This is a genomic window from Pseudomonas sp. GL-R-19 (assembly GCF_019956375.1).
Lineage (GTDB): Bacteria > Pseudomonadota > Gammaproteobacteria > Pseudomonadales > Pseudomonadaceae > Aquipseudomonas.
This window is the reverse complement of the sequence record NZ_JAHBDJ010000066.1, coordinates 131,831-151,117: the sequence shown is the minus strand read 5'-3', so window position 1 is coordinate 151,117 and position 19,287 is coordinate 131,831. Positions and strand designations below refer to the sequence as shown.

Annotated in this window: 17 protein-coding genes; 1 reads left to right on the top strand and 16 read right to left on the bottom strand. The window is 59.2% G+C overall.

Features of this window, described 5'->3' with window-relative positions:
- Positions 1–40 precede the first annotated feature (40 nt).
- The gene (gene fghA, locus KGA83_RS26090; RefSeq protein WP_223531198.1) at positions 41–886 is read right to left on the bottom strand and encodes an S-formylglutathione hydrolase; all 846 of its coding nucleotides are present in this window, start codon (positions 884–886) and stop codon (positions 41–43) included.
- An 8-nt stretch (positions 887–894) separates the two neighbouring features.
- The gene (locus KGA83_RS26085; RefSeq protein WP_108216673.1) at positions 895–2,007 is read right to left on the bottom strand and encodes an S-(hydroxymethyl)glutathione dehydrogenase/class III alcohol dehydrogenase; all 1,113 of its coding nucleotides are present in this window, start codon (positions 2,005–2,007) and stop codon (positions 895–897) included.
- Between the two features lie 106 nt (positions 2,008–2,113).
- On the opposite strand from KGA83_RS26085, the gene KGA83_RS26080 reads away from it, so the two are divergent.
- A complete protein-coding gene (locus KGA83_RS26080; RefSeq protein WP_108216672.1) occupies positions 2,114–3,010 on the top strand; it encodes a LysR substrate-binding domain-containing protein in 897 nt (298 codons plus the stop codon).
- Between the two features lie 103 nt (positions 3,011–3,113).
- Here the strand turns inward: KGA83_RS26080 and ispD are convergent, their stop codons facing one another.
- The 14 genes from ispD to KGA83_RS26010 form a co-directional block, all read right to left on the bottom strand.
- Positions 3,114–3,821 carry a 2-C-methyl-D-erythritol 4-phosphate cytidylyltransferase gene (gene ispD, locus KGA83_RS26075; RefSeq protein ID WP_108216671.1) on the bottom strand — a complete coding sequence of 236 codons (708 nt, stop codon included), beginning with the start codon at positions 3,819–3,821 and terminating at the stop codon, positions 3,114–3,116.
- Positions 3,818–4,096 carry a cell division protein FtsB gene (gene ftsB / locus KGA83_RS26070; protein WP_008057335.1) on the bottom strand — a complete coding sequence of 93 codons (279 nt, stop codon included), beginning with the start codon at positions 4,094–4,096 and terminating at the stop codon, positions 3,818–3,820. The genes ispD and ftsB overlap by 4 nt, the downstream gene beginning before the upstream one ends.
- Positions 4,097–4,265: 169 nt before the next feature.
- Entirely contained in the window at positions 4,266–5,555 is a 1,290-nt protein-coding gene (eno, locus tag KGA83_RS26065) for a phosphopyruvate hydratase (RefSeq protein WP_056720952.1), read from the bottom strand.
- A gap of 156 nt (positions 5,556–5,711) precedes the next feature.
- On the bottom strand, positions 5,712–6,557 hold the full coding sequence (kdsA, locus tag KGA83_RS26060) for a 3-deoxy-8-phosphooctulonate synthase (protein WP_084322286.1): 846 nt from the start codon (positions 6,555–6,557) through the stop codon (positions 5,712–5,714).
- 5 nt (positions 6,558–6,562) lie between these two features.
- Positions 6,563–8,194 (bottom strand): CTP synthase, encoded by a 1,632-nt coding sequence (locus tag KGA83_RS26055; RefSeq protein ID WP_095943886.1) that lies wholly within the window; start codon positions 8,192–8,194, stop codon positions 6,563–6,565.
- 274 nt (positions 8,195–8,468) lie between these two features.
- Entirely contained in the window at positions 8,469–9,797 is a 1,329-nt protein-coding gene (tilS, locus tag KGA83_RS26050) for a tRNA lysidine(34) synthetase TilS (protein ID WP_223531197.1), read from the bottom strand.
- A gap of 131 nt (positions 9,798–9,928) precedes the next feature.
- Complete coding sequence (locus KGA83_RS26045) at positions 9,929–10,876, bottom strand: acetyl-CoA carboxylase carboxyltransferase subunit alpha (protein WP_223531196.1); 948 nt, start codon at positions 10,874–10,876, stop codon at positions 9,929–9,931.
- 139 nt (positions 10,877–11,015) lie between these two features.
- Positions 11,016–14,537: a DNA polymerase III subunit alpha gene (gene dnaE, locus KGA83_RS26040; RefSeq protein ID WP_223531195.1), complete on the bottom strand. Its 3,522-nt coding sequence runs from the start codon at positions 14,535–14,537 to the stop codon at positions 11,016–11,018.
- A 76-nt stretch (positions 14,538–14,613) separates the two neighbouring features.
- Entirely contained in the window at positions 14,614–15,240 is a 627-nt protein-coding gene (gene rnhB, locus KGA83_RS26035) for a ribonuclease HII (RefSeq protein ID WP_108216667.1), read from the bottom strand.
- Between the two features lie 11 nt (positions 15,241–15,251).
- Positions 15,252–16,382 (bottom strand): lipid-A-disaccharide synthase, encoded by a 1,131-nt coding sequence (lpxB, locus tag KGA83_RS26030; RefSeq protein WP_223531194.1) that lies wholly within the window; start codon positions 16,380–16,382, stop codon positions 15,252–15,254.
- 2 nt (positions 16,383–16,384) lie between these two features.
- A complete protein-coding gene (gene lpxA, locus KGA83_RS26025) occupies positions 16,385–17,161 on the bottom strand; it encodes an acyl-ACP--UDP-N-acetylglucosamine O-acyltransferase (RefSeq protein ID WP_108216665.1) in 777 nt (258 codons plus the stop codon).
- On the bottom strand, positions 17,158–17,598 hold the full coding sequence (gene fabZ / locus KGA83_RS26020) for a 3-hydroxyacyl-ACP dehydratase FabZ (RefSeq protein ID WP_007978374.1): 441 nt from the start codon (positions 17,596–17,598) through the stop codon (positions 17,158–17,160). The genes lpxA and fabZ overlap by 4 nt, the downstream gene beginning before the upstream one ends.
- Positions 17,599–17,706: 108 nt before the next feature.
- Positions 17,707–18,762: a UDP-3-O-(3-hydroxymyristoyl)glucosamine N-acyltransferase gene (gene lpxD / locus KGA83_RS26015; RefSeq protein WP_108216664.1), complete on the bottom strand. Its 1,056-nt coding sequence runs from the start codon at positions 18,760–18,762 to the stop codon at positions 17,707–17,709.
- Between the two features lie 3 nt (positions 18,763–18,765).
- Positions 18,766–19,269 (bottom strand): OmpH family outer membrane protein, encoded by a 504-nt coding sequence (locus KGA83_RS26010; RefSeq protein ID WP_108216663.1) that lies wholly within the window; start codon positions 19,267–19,269, stop codon positions 18,766–18,768.
- Between the last annotated feature and the right edge of the window lie 18 nt (positions 19,270–19,287).

Genomic DNA, 19,287 nt, shown 5'->3' with positions numbered 1-19,287 from the left:
AAAACGCCCCGATTTTTGTCAGGGCGTGATTCTACCTGCATTAGGCACCTAGAGCATGCGCGTGATGCCGCAAGTGGTCGTCAATGAAACTGGCGATGAAGAAATAGCTGTGGTCATAGCCGGGTTGCAGGCGCAACGTCAACGGGTGACCCGCCAGTTTGGCCGCCTGCTGCAAGGCGTCCGGCTTGAGCTGGTTGGCGAGGAAATCATCGCGATCACCTTGGTCGACCAACAGCGACAGCTTTTCATCAGCCTCGGCAATCAACGCGCAGGCATCCCATTCGCGCCATTTCGAACGGTCCTCTCCCAGATAGCGGGAGAAGGCTTTCTGCCCCCACGGGCAATCCATCGGATTGTTGATTGGCGAGAACGCCGATACCGACAGATAGCGCCCCGGATTGCGCAATGCGCAGACCAGCGCACCGTGGCCGCCCATGGAATGGCCACTGATGCCGCGTTTGTCCGACGCAGGGAAATGGGCTTCGACCAATGTCGGCAATTCCTGCACGACATAGTCATGCATCCGATAGTGGCGCGACCAGGGTTCCTGGGTTGCATTCAGATAAAACCCGGCGCCGAGGCCGAAGTCCCAGGCGCCATCCGGATCGCCCGGCACATCAGGACCGCGAGGGCTGGTGTCCGGTGCGACGATGATCAGCCCCAACTCGGCGGCCATGCGCATGGCGCCGGCCTTTTGCATGAAGTTCTCGTCGGTGCAGGTCAGGCCGGACAACCAGTACAACACCGGCAATTTGCCGCCCTGCTCCGCCTGCGGTGGCAGGTAGACGGCGAACACCATGTCGCAGCCGAGCACTTCCGAGCGATGGCGATAGCGCTTGTGCCAGCCGCCGAAGCTTTTCTGGCAGGAGATATTTTCCAGGCTCATGACAGACCTCAGAAATGGATGACGGAGCGAATGCTTTTTCCTTCATGCATCAGGTCAAACGCCTTGTTGATATCTTCCAGGCCCATGGTGTGGGTGATGAAGGTATCCAGCGGAATCTCACCGGACTCGGCCATTTCCACATAGCTTGGCAATTCGGTACGGCCGCGCACGCCACCAAACGCCGAACCGCGCCAGACACGACCGGTGACCAGCTGGAACGGACGGGTCGAGATTTCCTGCCCGGCACCGGCAACGCCGATGATGACCGATTCGCCCCAGCCCTTGTGGCAGCACTCCAGCGCCGCGCGCATCAGTTGCACGTTGCCGATGCACTCGAAGGAAAAATCGACGCCACCATCGGTCATGTCGACGATGACTTCCTGGATCGGGCGATCGAAGTCCTTCGGGTTCACGCAGTCGGTTGCACCCAACTGTTTGGCGATTTCGAATTTCGCCGGATTGATGTCGATCGCGATGATACGGGCAGCCTTGGCTTTGACAGCGCCAATGACAGCCGACAGACCGATGCCGCCGAGGCCGAAAATGGCTACGGTGTCACCCGGTTTCACCTTCGCGGTGTTGAGTACCGCACCGATGCCGGTGGTGACACCGCAGCCCAACAGGCAGACTTTTTCCAGCGGTGCTTCTTTAGGAATCTTGGCGACGGAGATTTCTGGCAGCACGGTGTACTCGGAAAAAGTCGAGGTGCCCATGTAATGAAAAATCGTTTCGCCCTTGTAGGAAAAACGCGAAGTGCCATCCGGCATCAGGCCTTTACCCTGGGTCGCTCGAATCGCCTGGCAGAGGTTGGTTTTGCCCGACAGACAGAATTTGCACTTGCCGCATTCCGGGGTGTACAGCGGGATCACATGGTCGCCGACCGCAAGGGAAGTCACGCCCTCGCCAATCGCTTCCACGATCGCCCCACCCTCATGGCCGAGGATCGACGGGAAGATGCCTTCCGGATCAGCGCCGGACAAGGTGTAGGCATCGGTATGGCAGACACCGGAAGCCACCACGCGCAGCAAGACTTCGCCGGCCTTGGGCATAGCGACATCGACTTCAACGATTTCGAGGGGTTTCTTGGCCTCGAAGGCAACGGCGGCGCGCGACTTGATCATGATGACTCTCCAGTGAAGAAAACGAGACAGGGAGTGTAATACAGCGCCTTACAGTGAATAATCCGGACAAAAGCAAAACATTATTGCTGCACAGGGATAATCATCCATGTCCGAAAACCGCTGGGAAGGAATCGACGAATTTGTCGCCGTGGCTGAATGCAGCCAGTTTACCGCTGCCGCGGAACGCCTCGGGGTTTCTTCTTCCCATATCAGTCGACAAATCGTACGCCTCGAAGAGCGCCTGCAAACCCGTCTGCTCTATCGCAGTACTCGCCGGGTCACGCTGACCGAAGCCGGGCAAACCTTCCTGCAGCACTGCCAGCGTTTGCAGGACGGCCGCGAAGAGGCCTTGCGGGCGGTGGGCGACCTGACCAGCGAACCCAAGGGCATGCTGCGCATGACCTGCGCCGTGGCGTACGGCGAGCGCTTCATTGTGCCGCTGGTGACCCGCTTCATGGGGCTGTATCCGCAACTGCGCATCGACATTGAACTGACCAATCGCCAGCTTGACCTGGTGCACGAAGGCCTCGACCTGGCGATTCGCCTCGGGCGTTTGCAGGACTCACGGCTGGTCGCCACCCGCCTCGCGCCACGGCGTATGTTTCTCTGCGCATCGCCTTCTTACATTGAGCATTACGGTCGGCCGCACAGCCTGTCGGAACTCAGTCGCCACAACTGCCTAATCGGCAGCTCGGACTTATGGCAACTGGAACAGAACGGGCGGGAGTTTTCGCAAAGGGTGCAGGGAAACTGGCGTTGCAACAGTGGGCAAGCCGTACTGGATGCCGCGCTGCAAGGCGTAGGACTGTGTCAGTTGCCGGACTATTACGTGCTGGAACATTTGAATAGCGGCGCGTTGATTTCATTGCTGGAAGCACATCAACCACCGAACACGGCGGTTTGGGCGCTGTATCCGCAGCAGCGGCATTTGTCTCCGAAGGTGCGCAAGTTGGTGGATTTTTTGAAGGAGGGATTGGCAGAAAGGCAGGAGTACAGGATTTAAGATCAAAAGATCGCAGCCTGCGGCAGCTCCTACAGGATTTCGGGTGATCCGAAAATGGATGTCGTACCCGATCTCTGTAGGAGCTGCCGCAGGCTGCGATCTTTTAGCGACGATTGGCCCAACGCTGCCTCAACCATTCAAGGTCTTCAGGACGCGTGACCTTGAGGTTGTCGGACCGTCCTTCGATCAGACGTGGGGCCGAACCGGCCCACTCCATCGCCGAAGCTTCGTCAGTAATAACGGCATCGGCCACCAGACTGTCCGCCAAAGCCCGATGCAACGCCCCAAGGCGAAACATCTGCGGTGTGTAGGCCTGCCAGATCACGCTGCGATCCACGGTTTCGACCACGCGACCGTGCTTGTCGACTCGCTTGAGCGTATCCCGAGCCGGAACCGCCAGCAGTCCGCCGACAGGATCGTCTGCCAGCTCAGCCAGCAGCTTGTCCAGATCGCCACGACTGAGGTTCGGCCGTGCGGCATCGTGAACCAGTACCCAATCCTCATCGTCGGCACCTTGCGCATGCAGGTGCAGCAACGCATTGAGCACCGACCCGGAACGTTCGGAGCCACCCTCGACCCGGGCAATACGCGGATCACTGGCACACGCCAGGTTCGGCCAATAAGGATCGTCAACAGCAAGACTGACCACCAGACCTTTCAGGCCTGGATGACCAAGGAAACAGCCGAGGCTGTGTTCGAGAATAGTGCGCCCGCCCAGTTGCAAGTATTGCTTGGGACGGTCTGCAGCCATACGGGCACCGACGCCCGCGGCAGGAATCACGGCCCAGAAGGCCGGCAAGGTCTGGTTCATTGCGCGAGCTGGTAAAGGGTTTCACCGTCCTTGACCATGCCCAACTCATGGCGAGCCCGCTCTTCAACGGTCTCCATGCCCTTTTTCAACTCACTGACTTCAGCGTCCATCACCCGATTGCGTTCCAGCAATGTCTGGTTCTCAGCTTGCTGATCGGCAATCTGCTGAGTCAACTCGGCCACTTGCGCCAGGCTGCCATTACCCACCCACAAGCGGTACTGCAGGCCAGCCAGCAGCAGGAGCAAGACGAGGAACAACCAATTGGGACTGCGCATCGAATATCAGGTATCCAGTGAAAAAAGACAGCCATGCCAAACGTGAAGCTTCTGATAGCACGAAGCCTGGAAGAACCAGGCTTGTGCTTATAAGGCATCAGATTAGTGGCAAAAACGTCGCTGTAGCGATTTTTCCGACACAATCCGGTGTCTTTTTACCAGTTACCGCTTAACCGCGGAACTCGCTGCGACCGTTGTACTTGGCTTTGCCGTTCAACTGCTCTTCGATACGCAGCAGTTGGTTGTACTTGGAAACGCGGTCGGAACGGCACAGGGAACCGGTCTTGATCTGGCCAGCCGAGGTGCCCACGGCCAGGTCGGCAATGGTCGAGTCTTCGGTTTCGCCGGAGCGGTGCGAGATCACGGCGGTGTAACCGGCAGCCTTGGCCATCTGGATGGCTTCCAGGGTTTCGGTCAGGGTGCCGATCTGGTTGAACTTGATCAGGATCGAGTTGGCGATCTTCTTGTCGATGCCTTCTTTCAGGATCTTGGTGTTGGTGACGAACAGGTCGTCGCCTACCAGTTGGGTTTTCTCGCCGATCTTGTCGGTGAGGATCTTCCAGCCAGCCCAGTCGGACTCGTCCAGGCCATCTTCGATGGAGATGATCGGGTAGCGCTCGGTCAGGCCTTTGAGGTAGTCAGCGAAACCTTCGGCGGTGAACACCTGGCCTTCGCCGGACAGGTTGTACTTGCCGTCTTCGTAGAATTCGCTGGCTGCGCAGTCCAGAGCCAGGGTCACGTCGGTGCCCAGCTTGTAACCGGCGTTGGCCACGGCTTCGGAGATCACTTTCAAAGCGTCTTCGTTGGAAGCCAGGTTCGGCGCGAAACCACCTTCGTCACCCACGGCAGTGCTCAGGCCACGGGCCTTCAGCACAGCTTTGAGGTGGTGGAAAATCTCGGTGCCCATGCGCAGACCTTCCGAGAAAGACTTGGCGCCAACCGGCTGAACCATGAATTCCTGGATGTCGACGTTGTTATCGGCGTGCTCGCCGCCGTTGATGATGTTCATCATCGGAACCGGCATCGAGTAGACACCCGGGGTGCCGTTCAGGTTGGCGATGTGAGCGTACAGCGGCAGGTCCTGGTCCTGTGCTGCTGCCTTGGCCGCGGCCAGGGAAACGGCGAGGATCGCGTTGGCGCCCAGGGAGCCTTTGTTTTCAGTACCGTCGAGCTTGATCATTGCCAGATCGAGCGCTTTCTGGTCGCTTGGGTCCATGCCTTTCAACAGGTCGCGGATCGGACCGTTGATGTTGGCTACTGCCTTCAGAACGCCCTTGCCCAGGTAACGGCTCTTGTCGCCATCACGCAGCTCGAGCGCTTCACGCGAGCCAGTGGAAGCACCGGACGGCGCGCAGGCACTGCCGATGATGCCGTTGTCGAGAAGCACGTCCGCTTCCACGGTGGGATTGCCACGGGAGTCGAGAACTTCACGACCTTTGATGTCGACGATTTTAGCCATTGTTGTAAACACTCCAAAGTTGACGAAAACGACGCAGCTGTAGGAAATCTTCAATCGTCGGCAAGTGAGGTGCAGCGGGCTGTCTTGCAGACGACAAGGCTCAGGCCCGAGGGCCTGAGCGTTAAATCGTGCGGTACTTTACCGGAGAATTGAGAATTACGCGGTTTCTACCGTCGGAAAACTCTTCACCAGTTCGTCCAAAGCCTTGAGCTGGGCCAGGAATGGCTCCAGTTTGTCCAGGCGCAAGGCGCAAGGACCGTCGCATTTGGCGTTGTCCGGATCCGGGTGGGCTTCCAGGAACAGGCCGGCCAGGGACTGGCTCATGCCGGCTTTTGCCAGATCGAGGACCTGGGCGCGACGACCACCGGCGGAATCGGAACGACCGCCAGGCATTTGCAGCGCATGGGTCACGTCGAAGAACACCGGGTATTCAAACTGCTTCATGATGCCGAAGCCGAGCATGTCGACGACCAGGTTGTTGTAGCCGAAGCTCGAACCACGCTCGCAGAGGATCAACTGATCGTTACCGGCTTCTACGCATTTGTTCAGGATGTGTTTCATTTCCTGAGGCGCGAGGAACTGGGCTTTCTTGATGTTGATCACTGCACCGGTCTTGGCCATCGCGACCACGAGGTCGGTCTGGCGTGACAGGAAGGCTGGCAACTGGATGATGTCGCAGACTTCAGCGACGACCGCGGCCTGCTCAGGTTCGTGGACGTCGGTGATGATCGGCACGCCGAAGGCTTGCTTGATGTCCTGGAAGATGCGCATGCCCTCTTCCAGGCCAGGACCACGATAGGAGGTCACAGAAGACCGGTTGGCCTTATCGAAACTGGCCTTGAACACGTAAGGGATACCGAGCTTTTCGGTGACCTTCACATACTCTTCGCAAACCTGCATTGCCATGTCACGGCTTTCCAGCACATTCATGCCGCCGAACAGCACCATGGGTTTGTCGTTGGCAATCTCGATGTCGCCGACGCGGATGATCTTCTGTGCCATCGGGGTTACGCCTTCTTCTGGTGTTGAGTCAACGCTGCCTTGACGAAACCGCTGAACAGCGGGTGACCGTCGCGTGGCGTCGAGGTGAACTCTGGGTGGAACTGGCAAGCGACGAACCATGGGTGATCCGGAGCTTCAACCACTTCAACCAGTGCACCATCCCCGGAGCGACCGGAGATTTTCAAACCAGCCTCCATGATTTGCGGCAGCAGGTTGTTGTTCACTTCGTAGCGATGACGATGACGCTCGACAATCACGTCCTTGCCGTAGCAACCGTGGACCAGGGAGCCTGGTTCCAGCAGGCAATCCTGCGCGCCCAGGCGCATGGTGCCGCCCAGATCGGAGGTTTCGGTACGGGTTTCGACAGCGCCGGTGGCATCTTCCCACTCGGTGATCAGGCCCACGACCGGGTGACCGCTTGCACGATCGAACTCGGTGGAGTTGGCGTCTTTCCAGCCCATCACGTTACGGGCGAACTCGATAACGGCCACTTGCATGCCCAGGCAGATACCCAGGTATGGAACCTTGTTTTCGCGAGCGTATTGAACGGCAGTGATCTTGCCTTCAACACCACGCAGACCGAAGCCGCCAGGTACCAGGATGGCATCGACGCCTTCCAGCAACGCGGTGCCCTGGTTCTCGATGTCTTCGGAGTCGATGTAGCGCAGGTTGACCTTGGTACGGTTGCTGATGCCGGCGTGACTCATCGCTTCGATCAGCGACTTGTAGGCGTCCAGCAGCTCCATGTACTTGCCGACCATGGCGATGGTGACTTCGTGCTCAGGGTTGAGCTTGGCGTCGACCACGGCTTCCCACTCGGACAGATCGGCACCGCCGCATTGCAGGCCGAAACGCTCGACGACGAAATCGTCCAGGCCCTGGGAATGCAGGATGCCCGGGATCTTGTAGATGGTGTCAGCATCTTCCAGGCCGATCACCGCACGCTCTTCAACGTTGGTGAACTGCGCGATCTTGCGACGCGAGGAAATATCGATCGGGTGGTCGGAGCGGCAGACCAGCACGTCGGGTTGCAGGCCGATGGAACGCAGTTCCTTCACCGAGTGCTGGGTTGGCTTGGTCTTGGTTTCGCCGGCAGTGGCGATGTACGGCACCAGTGTCAGGTGCATCAGCATCGCGCGCTTGGCGCCGACTTCGAAACGCAGTTGGCGGATCGCCTCGAGGAACGGTTGCGACTCGATGTCACCCACGGTGCCGCCGATCTCGACCATAGCCACGTCAGCGTCGCCCGCACCCTTGATGATGCGGCGCTTGATTTCGTCGGTGATGTGCGGGATCACCTGGATGGTTGCACCCAGGTAGTCACCACGGCGCTCTTTGCGCAGGACGTGTTCGTAGACACGGCCGGTGGTGAAGTTGTTGTTCTGGGTCATGGTCGTGCGGATGAACCGCTCGTAGTGGCCCAGGTCCAGGTCGGTCTCGGCGCCGTCGTGAGTGACGAACACTTCACCGTGCTGGAACGGGCTCATGGTGCCCGGGTCGACGTTGATGTACGGGTCCAGCTTCAGCATGGTGACCTTAAGTCCCCGCGCCTCCAGGATGGCCGCCAATGATGCCGATGCAATGCCTTTCCCCAATGAAGAAACAACACCGCCCGTGACGAATATGTAGCGCGTCATGAAAAACCCTAGAAGTCTGCGTTAAAGCGGTCCGAGCCGCCGGGGAAAGCGAAGGAAGGCCGAAGCCCCCGATCACCTGCATTAATCACAGTGCACCTTTCAAAAAAACCGCCGCGTTGGGACAGACCGGAAAATGAAACACCGGTTCGTTGCTCGCTACACATTTTTTGGAATCGCCCAGCAAAGACTGCCTGGTAATCGGCAACTCCTGCAATTCAGGCGAATCCACAGAAGTTGTATCAAGAAGGGAGCGTAGTCTACCGGAAAGCCCCTTTCATCTCAAACCCAGATCCTCGCCTGGTGGCTGCCAATGTAAATTCCAGCCTCCGCTCACACTACCGTCGAGTCCTTTCAGGTTCGCCACTGCCAGCAATTGGTCGTTTTTGTAGAGCAGCGGCAATCTGCCGCGTACGAAGGACGGTACACCGTTTTCATTGAGCAAACGTTTCAGGTCCCGATGGCCGCGGCCAGGCAAAACCATGACCTCTCCCCCTTCACGATAGCGGATCTGTAACGGGCCATCGGGTATTTGCCCGGTGAGCGAAAGCACGCCGTTGTCCGGGATAGCCAGCGGTGACGCCGGATCCTGCCACGCTCCGGCGACGGGCAGTGGACGCAACCAGCAACCGGACAGCCACCAGATCCGCCCGCCTGCACGGTGCAGTTCACCGTCCGCCAGCCGCCACACCGGACAGGCATCGCCGTTGGCGTCGCGCAAATCCTCCCAACCCGACCAATGGTCGGTGTCCGGCAGACGGGTCAACGGTTCGAGCCAATGACTCAAGGCATTGCGCTGCCGGGCAACAGACAATTGCGCAAGCGGCGCCAGTTCAAGGGATCGCAACCCCAGCCAGTCGAACTCACTGGCAGCGCTGGCCTCACGCAAATCCATGTCGGCCAGCTCTTCGAGCAACCCCTGCGCTTCAGTCAAATGCGCCGCGCTGCGGGCCATGGTCGCCACCGCTTGCGGCCAGCGCTGGATCAGCACGGGGAAGACTTGATGCCTAAGGTAATTGCGCGAGTACTGCCGATCCTGGTTCGAGGGATCTTCAATCCAGCTCAAGCCGTGCGCACCGGCATAAGCCTCCAGTTCAGCCCGCGTGACATCAAGCAATGGCCGCAGCAGATGCCCTCTACCCAACGGGCGTTGACGCGGCATACCGGACAATCCGCGCACGCCCGCTCCACGCAACAGACGAAACAACAGGGTTTCCGCCTGATCGTCGCGGTGCTGGGCTGTCAGCAGCACTTCACCGGGCCGAGTCACTTCGATGAATGCGTGATAACGCGCGTCCCGGGCTGCACGCTCCAGGCTGGCGCCTGGCTTCACCTGTACGCAAACGATCTGCAACGGGACGCCCAGCGCAGCGCACACAGAACGACAATGCTCCGGCCACGCATCGGCCACGGCTTGAAGGCCGTGATGAACGTGGATGGCACTCAGCGCCGGCAGGGATTCGGTTCTTGCGAGGTGTGCAAGAAGGTGCAGCAGGACGGTGGAGTCCAGGCCACCGGAGAAGGCGATGCGCCAGGCTGTGGCGTTGCGCCAAGGCTGCAGACTCAGCAGAAGCCTGGCTGGCCAATCAAGATCGGAAGGATTCATCAGGATCGATCGCCTCACATAAATACCCTGTAGGAGCTGCCGCAGGCTGCGATCTTTTGACTTCGATTTTAAAAAACAAGATCAAAAGATCGCAGCCTGCGGCAGCTCCTACAAGGGTACCGCGAGGTCAGTTAGAGACCGTAGCTCATCAGACGCTCATAACGACGGGCCAGCAGCGCGTCGTTATCGAACTTCTTCAGCATCGCCAGTTGCGAGCTCAACTCGACGCGGATCGATGCCGCTGCGGTGGCCGGATCACGGTGCGCACCGCCCAATGGCTCGCCAATCACCTTGTCCACGATACCAAGACCCTTGAGGCGCTCGGCGGTGATGCCCATCGCTTCTGCGGCATCCGGTGCTTTCTCGGCGGTTTTCCACAGAATCGAAGCGCAACCTTCCGGCGAGATCACCGCGTAGGTCGAGTACTGCAGCATGTTCAACTGGTCGCAGACACCGATCGCCAGTGCACCACCGGAACCACCCTCACCGATCACGGTGGCGATGATTGGGGTTTTCAGACGAGCCATGACACGCAGGTTCCAGGCGATCGCTTCGCTCTGGTTACGCTCTTCGGCGTCGATGCCAGGGTAGGCGCCGGGAGTGTCGATGAAGGTCAGGATCGGCATTTTGAAACGCTCGGCCATTTCCATCAGGCGGCAAGCCTTGCGGTAGCCTTCCGGACGTGGCATGCCGAAGTTGCGGCGAACTTTCTCGCGTACTTCACGGCCCTTCTGGTGACCGATGATCATCACCGGCTGGTCGTCCAGACGGGCAATACCGCCAACGATGGCAGCGTCGTCGGAGAAGTGACGGTCACCGTGCAACTCATCGAACTCGGTGAAGATGTGTTCGATGTAGTCCAGGGTATAGGGACGTTTCGGGTGACGCGCCAGACGTGCGATCTGCCAGCTGGTCAGCTTGCCGAAAATGTCTTCGGTCAGCGTTTTGCTCTTGTCCTGCAGGCGGGAGATCTCATCGCCGATATTCAGCGAATTGTCATTACCGACCAAGCGCAACTCTTCGATCTTGGCTTGCAGGTCGGCGATCGGCTGTTCGAAATCTAGAAAATTCGGGTTCATAGGCGTCCGTCTTGGGTCGAGTCCCAAGGGATCTTGGGCCGGCCGGTTGTCTATTCGCGCCCTACCTTAAGGGAGAGGCGCGTTGAGGTCGAGATTAAAAATTCAGGTTGCGGGCAGGCGCTCTGATATCACCTGCCGGTCAACGGTATTGGAGGAAGACGTTGTCTCGCCCGAACTGGTCACGCAGGGCTTGAATCAACGCATCCGCCGGATCGATCCGCCAGCCTTCGCCGAACTGCAACAAGGCCTTCGCATCAGGGCTGGTGTAATCCATGGTGATCGGACAAGCACCGCGGTGACGCTTCAACAGTTCACCCAGCCAGCGTAGCTGATCGCCCTTGAGGTCCTTGGCGTGCAACTTCAGGCGCAGGCTTTCGGCCAGGTTGGTGCGCGCATCTTCCATGCTCATCACCCGCTTGACCCGCAACTTCAGGCCACCGGAGAAGTCATCATTGCTGACCTCGCCTTCGACCACCACCATCGCGTCGGTCTGCAACAGCGACTGCGCGGAATGGAATGCTTCGGAAAACAGCGAGGCCTCGATCCGTCCTGAGCGGTCGTCGAGGGTGATGAACCCCATCTTGTCGCCCTTTTTGTTCTTCATCACCCGCAAGGCGATGATCATCCCGGCGACCGTCTGGGTATCGCGCGCCGGTTTCAGGTCGATGATGCGCTGACGGGCAAAGCGACGGATTTCACCTTCGTACTCGTCGATCGGGTGACCGGTCAGGTACAGGCCGAGGGTATCTTTCTCCCCTTTCAGGCGTTCCTTGAGGGTCAATTCCTTGGCCTTGCGGTGATTGGCGTAGACGTCGGCGTCTTCTTCGACAAACAGACCGCCGAACAGGTCGCAGTGACCGCTGTCCTGGGTGCGTGCAGTTTGTTCGGCCGCCTTGATCGCTTCTTCCATGGCCGTCAGCAGCACCGCGCGATTGCGGTCGATGTTGGCCTGGTAGGCTTTCTGTTCATCGTGGAAATACGGCCCGAGGCGATCCAGCGCGCCGCTGCGGATCAAGCCGTCGAGGGTGCGCTTGTTGATGCGTTTGAGGTCGACCCGGGCGCAGAAATCGAACAGGTCCTTGAACGGACCGGCCAGACGCGCTTCGGTGATCGCCTCGACCGGGCCCTCACCCACGCCCTTGATGGCACCCAGACCGTAAATGATCCGGCCTTCGTCGTTCACCGTGAACTTGAATTCGGACGTGTTCACGTCCGGCGCGTCGAGACGCAGCTTCATGGTCCGCACTTCTTCGATCAAGGTCACGACCTTGTCGGTGTTGTGCATATCCGCCGAAAGTACCGCGGCCATGAACGGCGCCGGGTAATGCGCTTTCAGCCATGCGGTCTGGTACGACACCAGACCATAAGCGGCGGAGTGGGACTTGTTGAAGCCGTAACCGGCGAATTTTTCCACCAGGTCGAAGATGTTACCGGCGAGGTCCGCATCGATATTGTTGGTGGCGCAACCTTCAATGAAACCGCCGCGCTGCTTGGCCATTTCCTCGGGTTTTTTCTTACCCATGGCGCGACGCAGCATGTCCGCGCCACCGAGGGTGTAACCGGCCATGACCTGGGCAATCTGCATCACCTGTTCCTGATACAGGATGATGCCGTAAGTCGGTGCCAGTACAGGCTTGAGGCCTTCGTACTGGTAGTCCGAGTGCGGGTACGCCAGCTCGGCGCGGCCGTGCTTACGGTTGATGAAGTCGTCCACCATGCCCGATTGCAGCGGGCCCGGACGGAACAACGCCACCAGTGCGATCAAGTCTTCCAGGCAGTCGGGCTTGAGCTTCTTGATCAGCTCTTTCATGCCCCGGGATTCAAGCTGGAACACCGCCGTGGTTTCGGCTTTTTGCAGCAGGGTGTAGGTCGGCTTGTCGTCCAGCGGGATGAACGCGATATCCAGTGGCGGCTCGTTGACCTTGGCGCGGTCGCGGTTGATGGTTTTCAGCGCCCAGTCGATGATCGTCAGGGTTCGCAGGCCGAGGAAGTCGAACTTCACCAGGCCGGCCGCTTCGACGTCGTCCTTGTCGAACTGGGTTACCAGGCCGTCACCGGCTTCGTCGCAATAGATCGGCGAGAAGTCGGTCAGCTTGGTTGGCGCGATCACCACACCACCGGCGTGCTTGCCGACGTTACGCACAACGCCTTCGAGCTTGCGGGCCATTTCCCAGATTTCCGCAGCCTCTTCATCGACCTTGATGAAATCGCGCAGGATCTCTTCCTGCTCGTAGGCTTTTTCCAGGGTCATGCCGACTTCGAACGGAATCATCTTCGACAGGCGATCCGCCAGGCCATAGGACTTGCCCTGCACCCGCGCCACGTCGCGGACCACAGCCTTGGCGGCCATGGAACCGAAGGTGATGATCTGGCTTACCGCATTGCGGCCGTACTTCTCGGCCACGTAGTCGATCACCCGGTCACGACCATCCATGCAGAAGTCGACGTCGAAGTCGGGCATGGAAACCCGTTCCGGGTTGAGGAATCGTTCGAACAGCAGGTCGTATTCCAGCGGGTCGAGGTCGGTGATCTTCTGCACATAGGCCACCAGCGACCCGGCACCCGATCCACGGCCAGGACCTACCGGTACGCCGTTGTTCTTGGCCCACTGGATAAAGTCCATCACGATCAGGAAGTACCCGGGGAACCCCATCTGGATAATGATATCCAGCTCGAAATTCAGCCGGTCGACATAGACCTGGCGCTTGGCTTCGTAGTCTTCGGTGGTGTCCCTGGGCAGCAGAACGCTAAGCCGCTCCTCCAGACCGTCGAAGGACACCTTGCGGAAGTACTCGTCGATGGTCATGCCATCGGGGATCGGGAAGTTGGGCAGGAAGTGCGTGCCCAGCTTCACTTCGATGTTGCAGCGCTTGGCGATCTCGACGGTGTTTTCCAGCGCCTCGGGAATGTCGCTGAACAGCTCGGCCATTTCCTCGGCGCTTTTGAGGTACTGCTGATCGCTGTAATTCTTCGAACGCCGTGGATCGTCGAGGGCGCGGCCTTCACCGATGCAAACGCGGGTTTCGTGGGCGGCGAAGTCTTCCTGCTTGATGAAGCGTACGTCATTGGTCGCCACCAGCGGCGCACCGAGCTTCTCGGCCAGGGCCACGGCGCCGTGCAGCTGTTCTTCATCGTTCGGGCGATTGGTGCGCTGGATTTCCAGGTAGAAACGATCCGGAAACACGTCCATCCATTCGCGGGCAAGGGTTTCGGCCTCGGCGGGATTGCCGCTGAGCATGGCCTGGCCGATCTCGCCTTCTTTGGCCGCCGAGAGCATGATCAGGCCCGCATTGGCTTCAGCGACCCATTCGCGCTCGATGATGATCGAGCCGTTGCGCTGACCATCTATATAGCCGCGGGAAATCAGTTCTGTGAGGTTGCGATAGCCTTCGGCATTCATCACCAGCAGGCTGATCCGGCTCAGCGGGTTGTCCGGATCCTTGTTCGACAGCCACAGGTCGGCACCGCAGATCGGCTTGATCCCGGCACCCATGGCGTTTTTATAGAATTTGACCAGGGAACACATGTTGTTCTGGTCAGTGACCGCTACGGCAGGCATGTTCATGCCGACCAGGGTCTTGACCAGCGGCTTGATCCGCACCAGACCGTCGACCAGGGAGTATTCAGTGTGCAGGCGTAGGTGAACGAATGAAGCCGGCATAGTGATCCTGTCTGAGAACGTAAAGACAACAAGGCCCGGATTGTACCGGGCCTTGAGTAAAACATCAGCCTCGCGACTAACTCTCGATGAGACCTTCCCGCGCCTCATACGCCAGCCGCACCGGGGCAAACGAACGCCGGTGAATCGGGGTCGGACCAAGACGGGCGAGCGCTTCCAGATGAACGGGGGTCGGGTAGCCCTTGTGGCCGCCAATGCCGTAACCCGGGTAGATCAATTCGAACGCGGCCATTTCCCGGTCGCGACTGACCTTGGCCAGAATCGATGCGGCGGCGATAGCTGGAACCTTGCTATCGCCCTTGACCACGGCTTCGGAGCGCATCGGCAGTTTCGGGCAACGGTTGCCGTCGATCATCGCCAGCTTCGGCTGGATATGCAGCCCGGCGACCGCACGCTGCATGGCCAGCATGGTGGCGTGCAGGATATTGAGTTCGTCGATTTCTTCGACTTCGGCGCGAGCGATACACCAGCTCAGGGCTTTTTCGCAGATTTCGTCGTAGAGCTTTTCGCGGCGGGCTTCGGTGAGTTTCTTCGAATCGTTCAGGCCGAGGATCGGGCGGTTCGGATCGAGGATCACCGCTGCTGTCACTACCGCACCACAGAGCGGGCCGCGACCGACTTCATCGACACCGGCAACCAACTCTTCGACTTGCGCGACCAAGGTGAAATCCAGCCCCATCTGCATGCTTGTTTTACTCATTTAACTTGGCCGATCAGGTTCAAAACTGCGTCCGCAGCCTGGTTGGAGGCATCCAGACGCAGGGTCCGGTGAATCTCATCAAAGCCACGGGTCTGCTCTTCACCGCCTTCGATCAGCGGTGACAAGGTCTGGGCCAGCGCTTCGACCGTGGCATCGTCCTGCAGCAACTCGGGCACCAACAGACGCTGGGCCAGCAAGTTCGGCAATGAAATGTAGGGGCTTTTCACCATGCGCTTGAGAATCCAGAACGTCAGCGGTGCCAGACGGTAGGCAACCACCATCGGCCGCTTGTACAGCAATGCTTCAAGCGTTGCGGTTCCGGAGGCAATCAGCACGGCGTCGCAGGCTGCCAGGGCCAGATGTGAGTTGCCATCGAGCAAGGTCAGCGGCAGATCACGGCCGGCCAGCAACTCCTCCAGTTGAGCCCGGCGCTGCGCACTGGCGCAAGGCATGACAAACCGCACGCCCGGGTGCAGCGTACGCAAGCGCTGGGCCGTATCGAGGAACAACGCGCCGAGTCGACCAACTTCACCACCGCGGCTGCCGGGCATCAACGCCACCAGCGGCCCGTCAGGCAAACCAAGTTCGGCCCGCGCTGCGCTGCGATTGGCTTCGAGTGGAATGGCGTCGGCCAGGGTATGACCGACGAACCGCACCGGTACGCCCTTCTCTTCGTAGAATCTGGCTTCGAACGGAAACAGCGTGAGCATCAGGTCGCAACCTTCGCGAATCTTCAGCACCCGCTTCTGCCGCCAGGCCCAGACCGACGGGCTGACGTAATGCACGGTCTTGATCCCGGCCTGGCGCAGCTTGAGTTCGATATTGAGGTTGAAGTCTGGCGCGTCGATACCGATGAACACATCGGGTTTCGCGTCGATCAGGTCGGTGACCAGCTTCTTGCGCCGTGCCAGCAACTCGCGTAACCGGCCCAGCACTTCCACCAGACCCATGACGGACAGACGTTCCATCGGGAAGTACGGGGTCAGGCCTTCGGCCTGCATCAGCGGACCACCGACGCCAATGAATTCGACCATCGGGTGACGAGCCTTGAGTGCGCGCATGAGGCCCGCGCCCAGAATGTCGCCGGAAGCCTCGCCCGCTACCAGCGCAATACGCAGATTGGCCATGATTAGCGGGTGATGCCGCGGGTCGAAGACTGGATGGAGTCGCGGAACACCGCTACTTCCGGGAACTGCGCAGAAGGCTCGGACAGTTCGACGAGCGCCTGCTCCACGGTCAGACCCTGGCGGTAAACCACCTTATAGGCACGACGCAGGGCGTGAATCGCATCTTCGCTGAAACCGCGACGGCGCATGCCCTCGAAGTTCATGCTGCGGGCTTCGGCCGGGTTACCGAACACAGTGACATACGCAGGAACATCCTTGCCGATTGCAGTACCCATGCCTGAAAAGCTGTGGGCGCCAATATGGCAATACTGGTGAACCAGGGTAAAACCGGAAAGGATCGCCCAGTCTTCCACATGCACATGGCCCGCCAGTGCGGTGTTGTTCACCAGGATGCAGTGGTTGCCGATAACGCTGTCGTGGCCGATGTGGGCATAGGCCATGATCAGGTTGTGATCGCCCAGGGTCGTTTCCGAACGGTCCTGGATGGTGCCACGGTGAATCGTCACGCCTTCGCGGATGATGTTGTGATCACCAATCACCAGGCGGGTTTCCTCGCCCTTGTACTTCAGGTCAGGTGTGTCTTCGCCCACCGAGGAAAACTGGTAGATGCGATTGTGCTTACCGATTCGCGTCGGACCCTTGAGGATCACGTGCGGCCCGATGACTGTCCCCTCGCCGATTTCCACACCTGCGCCGACGATCGACCACGGGCCGACCTCGACGCCGTCAGCCAGAACGGCTGTCGGATCGATGATTGCACGAGGGTCAATCAAACTCATAGCTTGCGTTCCGCGCAGATGATTTCAGCGGAGCAGACAGGCTTGCCGTCGACCGAAGCCTGGCATTCGAACTTCCAGATTTGACGCTTGCAGCTAATGAACTTGGCTTCAAGGATCAGCTGATCGCCCGGCAGAACCGGCTGGCGGAAGCGCAGCTTGTCGGAACCGACGAAGTAATAAAGAGTGCCGTCGGCCGGTTTCACGTCGAGCATTTTGAAACCAAGGATCCCGGCAGCCTGAGCCATTGCTTCGATGATCAATACGCCAGGCATGATTGGATGCGCAGGGAAGTGACCATTGAAGAACGGTTCGTTGATGCTGACATTCTTGTAGGCGCGAATGCGCTTGCCTTCAACATCCAGCTCCACTACCCGGTCCACCAGCAGGAACGGGTAACGGTGAGGCAGGTATTCGCGAATCTCGTTGATGTCCATCATTTCGGGGGGAAGCCTATGTAAAGATTGGGAGCGCGCGACTGACGCACGTTCCGCTAGCAAATCAAGGAGGCAGTCTAGCGGCTGTGCACACTTGATATGGAAATGGTATCAGCCATCTGATGAAGCATTACCGTCAGGGGTCACTTCCCCTACTTGCTTTTCCAGCTGGCGCAGACGCCGCGCGATGTCATCGAGCTGACGAATGCGTGCCGCGCTTTTGCGCCACTCGGCCGCCGGCTGCATGGCCGTACCCGAAGAATAGGCACCCGGCTCGGTAATCGAGTGGGTCACCATGGTCATCCCGGTAATGAAAACGTTGTCACAAATGTCGATGTGCCCCACCAGCCCTACGCCACCGGCGAGCATGCAGTGCTTGCCGATCCTGGTGCTGCCGGAGATCCCGACGCACGCCGCCATGGCGGTGTGATCACCGACCTGAACGTTGTGGGCAATCTGAATCTGGTTGTCGAGCTTCACACCGTTGCCGATGATGGTATCGGCCAGCGCACCGCGATCTATAGCTGTATTCACGCCGATTTCAACGTCATCGCCGATCAACACGCCACCGATCTGGGCGATTTTCTGCCAGATACCTTTTTCATTGGCAAAACCAAAGCCTTCGCCTCCGAGCACCGCTCCGGACTGAATGACGACCCGTTTGCCGACGCGAACGTCGTGATACAGGGTCACACGCGGCGCGAGCCAGCCACCCTCACCCACCACGCTGCGAGCACCGATGAAGCAATGCGCACCGACAGTCGTACCGGCTGCAACCTGCGCACCGCTTTCGATCACCACAAAAGCACCGATACTCGCCGCAGGATCGACGACCGCATCCGCAGCGATCACTGCCGTGGGATGTATGCCGGCAGCGGCCTTGGGCTTGGGATCGAACAGGTGGGAAACACGTGCGTAGGCCGCATACGGATCCGGCACCACCAGTACATCCCCGCAATGACCTTCGGCGTCAGCGGCTTTCAGCAACAAGGCTGCAGCCTGGCTGCCTGCCAGGTACTTACGGTATTGGGGGTTTGCGAGAAAGCTCAACTGAGCTGGGCCAGCCTCCTGCAAGGTGGCTAGCCCAGTAATTGCTTTCTCGGGATCGCCACGTAGCGTGGCGCCGAGGAACTCGGCCAACTGGCCGAGCTTAATGGTCACGGTCATGGATTACTTCAGCTGATTCATGCGCTCGATAACCTGGCGCGTGATGTCGTACTGAGGCTTGACATCAATCACTGCGCCACGCTCGAAGACCAGGTCAAAAGCACCTTTCTTGATGACTTCTTCCACAGCGCTGTCCAGTTTCGGCTTGAGCTGCTTCAGCATTTCACGGTCGGCAACGGCCTTGGCTTCGTTCAGTTCCTTGGACTGGAACTGGAAGTCACGGGCCTTTTGCTTGAATTCAAGCTCCAGACGCTCGCGCTCGCCCTGCTGCATTTTGTCGCCACCGGACATCAGGCGGTCCTGAATGCCCTTGGCGCTGGTTTCCAGAGTCTTGAGCTTGGTCAGCTGAGGACCGAATTTTTTCTCGGCATCCACGGCGTACTTCTTGGCCGCGTCGGACTCCAGCAGAGCCATCTGATAGTTCAGAACAGCAATTTTCATGTCGGCAAATGCCGGACCAGCGACCAGTACGCTGGCCAGGAGAACCAATTGAGTCAACTTACGCACGATGCACTCCTACAAAAT

Bases quoted from the DNA above. Each gene is read 5' to 3' on its own strand.
- eno (WP_056720952.1), bottom strand. From the start codon at position 5,555: ATGGCTAAAATCGTCGACATCAAAGGTCGTGAAGTTCTCGACTCCCGT.
- rnhB (WP_108216667.1), bottom strand. From the start codon at position 15,240: ATGCAGATGGGGCTGGATTTCACCTTGGTCGCGCAAGTCGAAGAGTTG.
- KGA83_RS26080 (WP_108216672.1), top strand. From the start codon at position 2,114: ATGTCCGAAAACCGCTGGGAAGGAATCGACGAATTTGTCGCCGTGGCT.
- lpxA (WP_108216665.1), bottom strand. From the start codon at position 17,161: ATGAGTTTGATTGACCCTCGTGCAATCATCGATCCGACAGCCGTTCTG.
- fabZ (WP_007978374.1), bottom strand. From the start codon at position 17,598: ATGATGGACATCAACGAGATTCGCGAATACCTGCCTCACCGTTACCCG.
- fghA (WP_223531198.1), bottom strand. From the start codon at position 886: ATGAGCCTGGAAAATATCTCCTGCCAGAAAAGCTTCGGCGGCTGGCAC.
- KGA83_RS26045 (WP_223531196.1), bottom strand. From the start codon at position 10,876: ATGAACCCGAATTTTCTAGATTTCGAACAGCCGATCGCCGACCTGCAA.
- tilS (WP_223531197.1), bottom strand. From the start codon at position 9,797: ATGAATCCTTCCGATCTTGATTGGCCAGCCAGGCTTCTGCTGAGTCTG.
- kdsA (WP_084322286.1), bottom strand. From the start codon at position 6,557: ATGGCACAGAAGATCATCCGCGTCGGCGACATCGAGATTGCCAACGAC.
- KGA83_RS26055 (WP_095943886.1), bottom strand. From the start codon at position 8,194: ATGACGCGCTACATATTCGTCACGGGCGGTGTTGTTTCTTCATTGGGG.
- lpxD (WP_108216664.1), bottom strand. From the start codon at position 18,762: ATGACCGTGACCATTAAGCTCGGCCAGTTGGCCGAGTTCCTCGGCGCC.
- ispD (WP_108216671.1), bottom strand. From the start codon at position 3,821: ATGAACCAGACCTTGCCGGCCTTCTGGGCCGTGATTCCTGCCGCGGGC.
- lpxB (WP_223531194.1), bottom strand. From the start codon at position 16,382: ATGGCCAATCTGCGTATTGCGCTGGTAGCGGGCGAGGCTTCCGGCGAC.
- dnaE (WP_223531195.1), bottom strand. From the start codon at position 14,537: ATGCCGGCTTCATTCGTTCACCTACGCCTGCACACTGAATACTCCCTG.
- ftsB (WP_008057335.1), bottom strand. From the start codon at position 4,096: ATGCGCAGTCCCAATTGGTTGTTCCTCGTCTTGCTCCTGCTGCTGGCT.
- KGA83_RS26085 (WP_108216673.1), bottom strand. From the start codon at position 2,007: ATGATCAAGTCGCGCGCCGCCGTTGCCTTCGAGGCCAAGAAACCCCTC.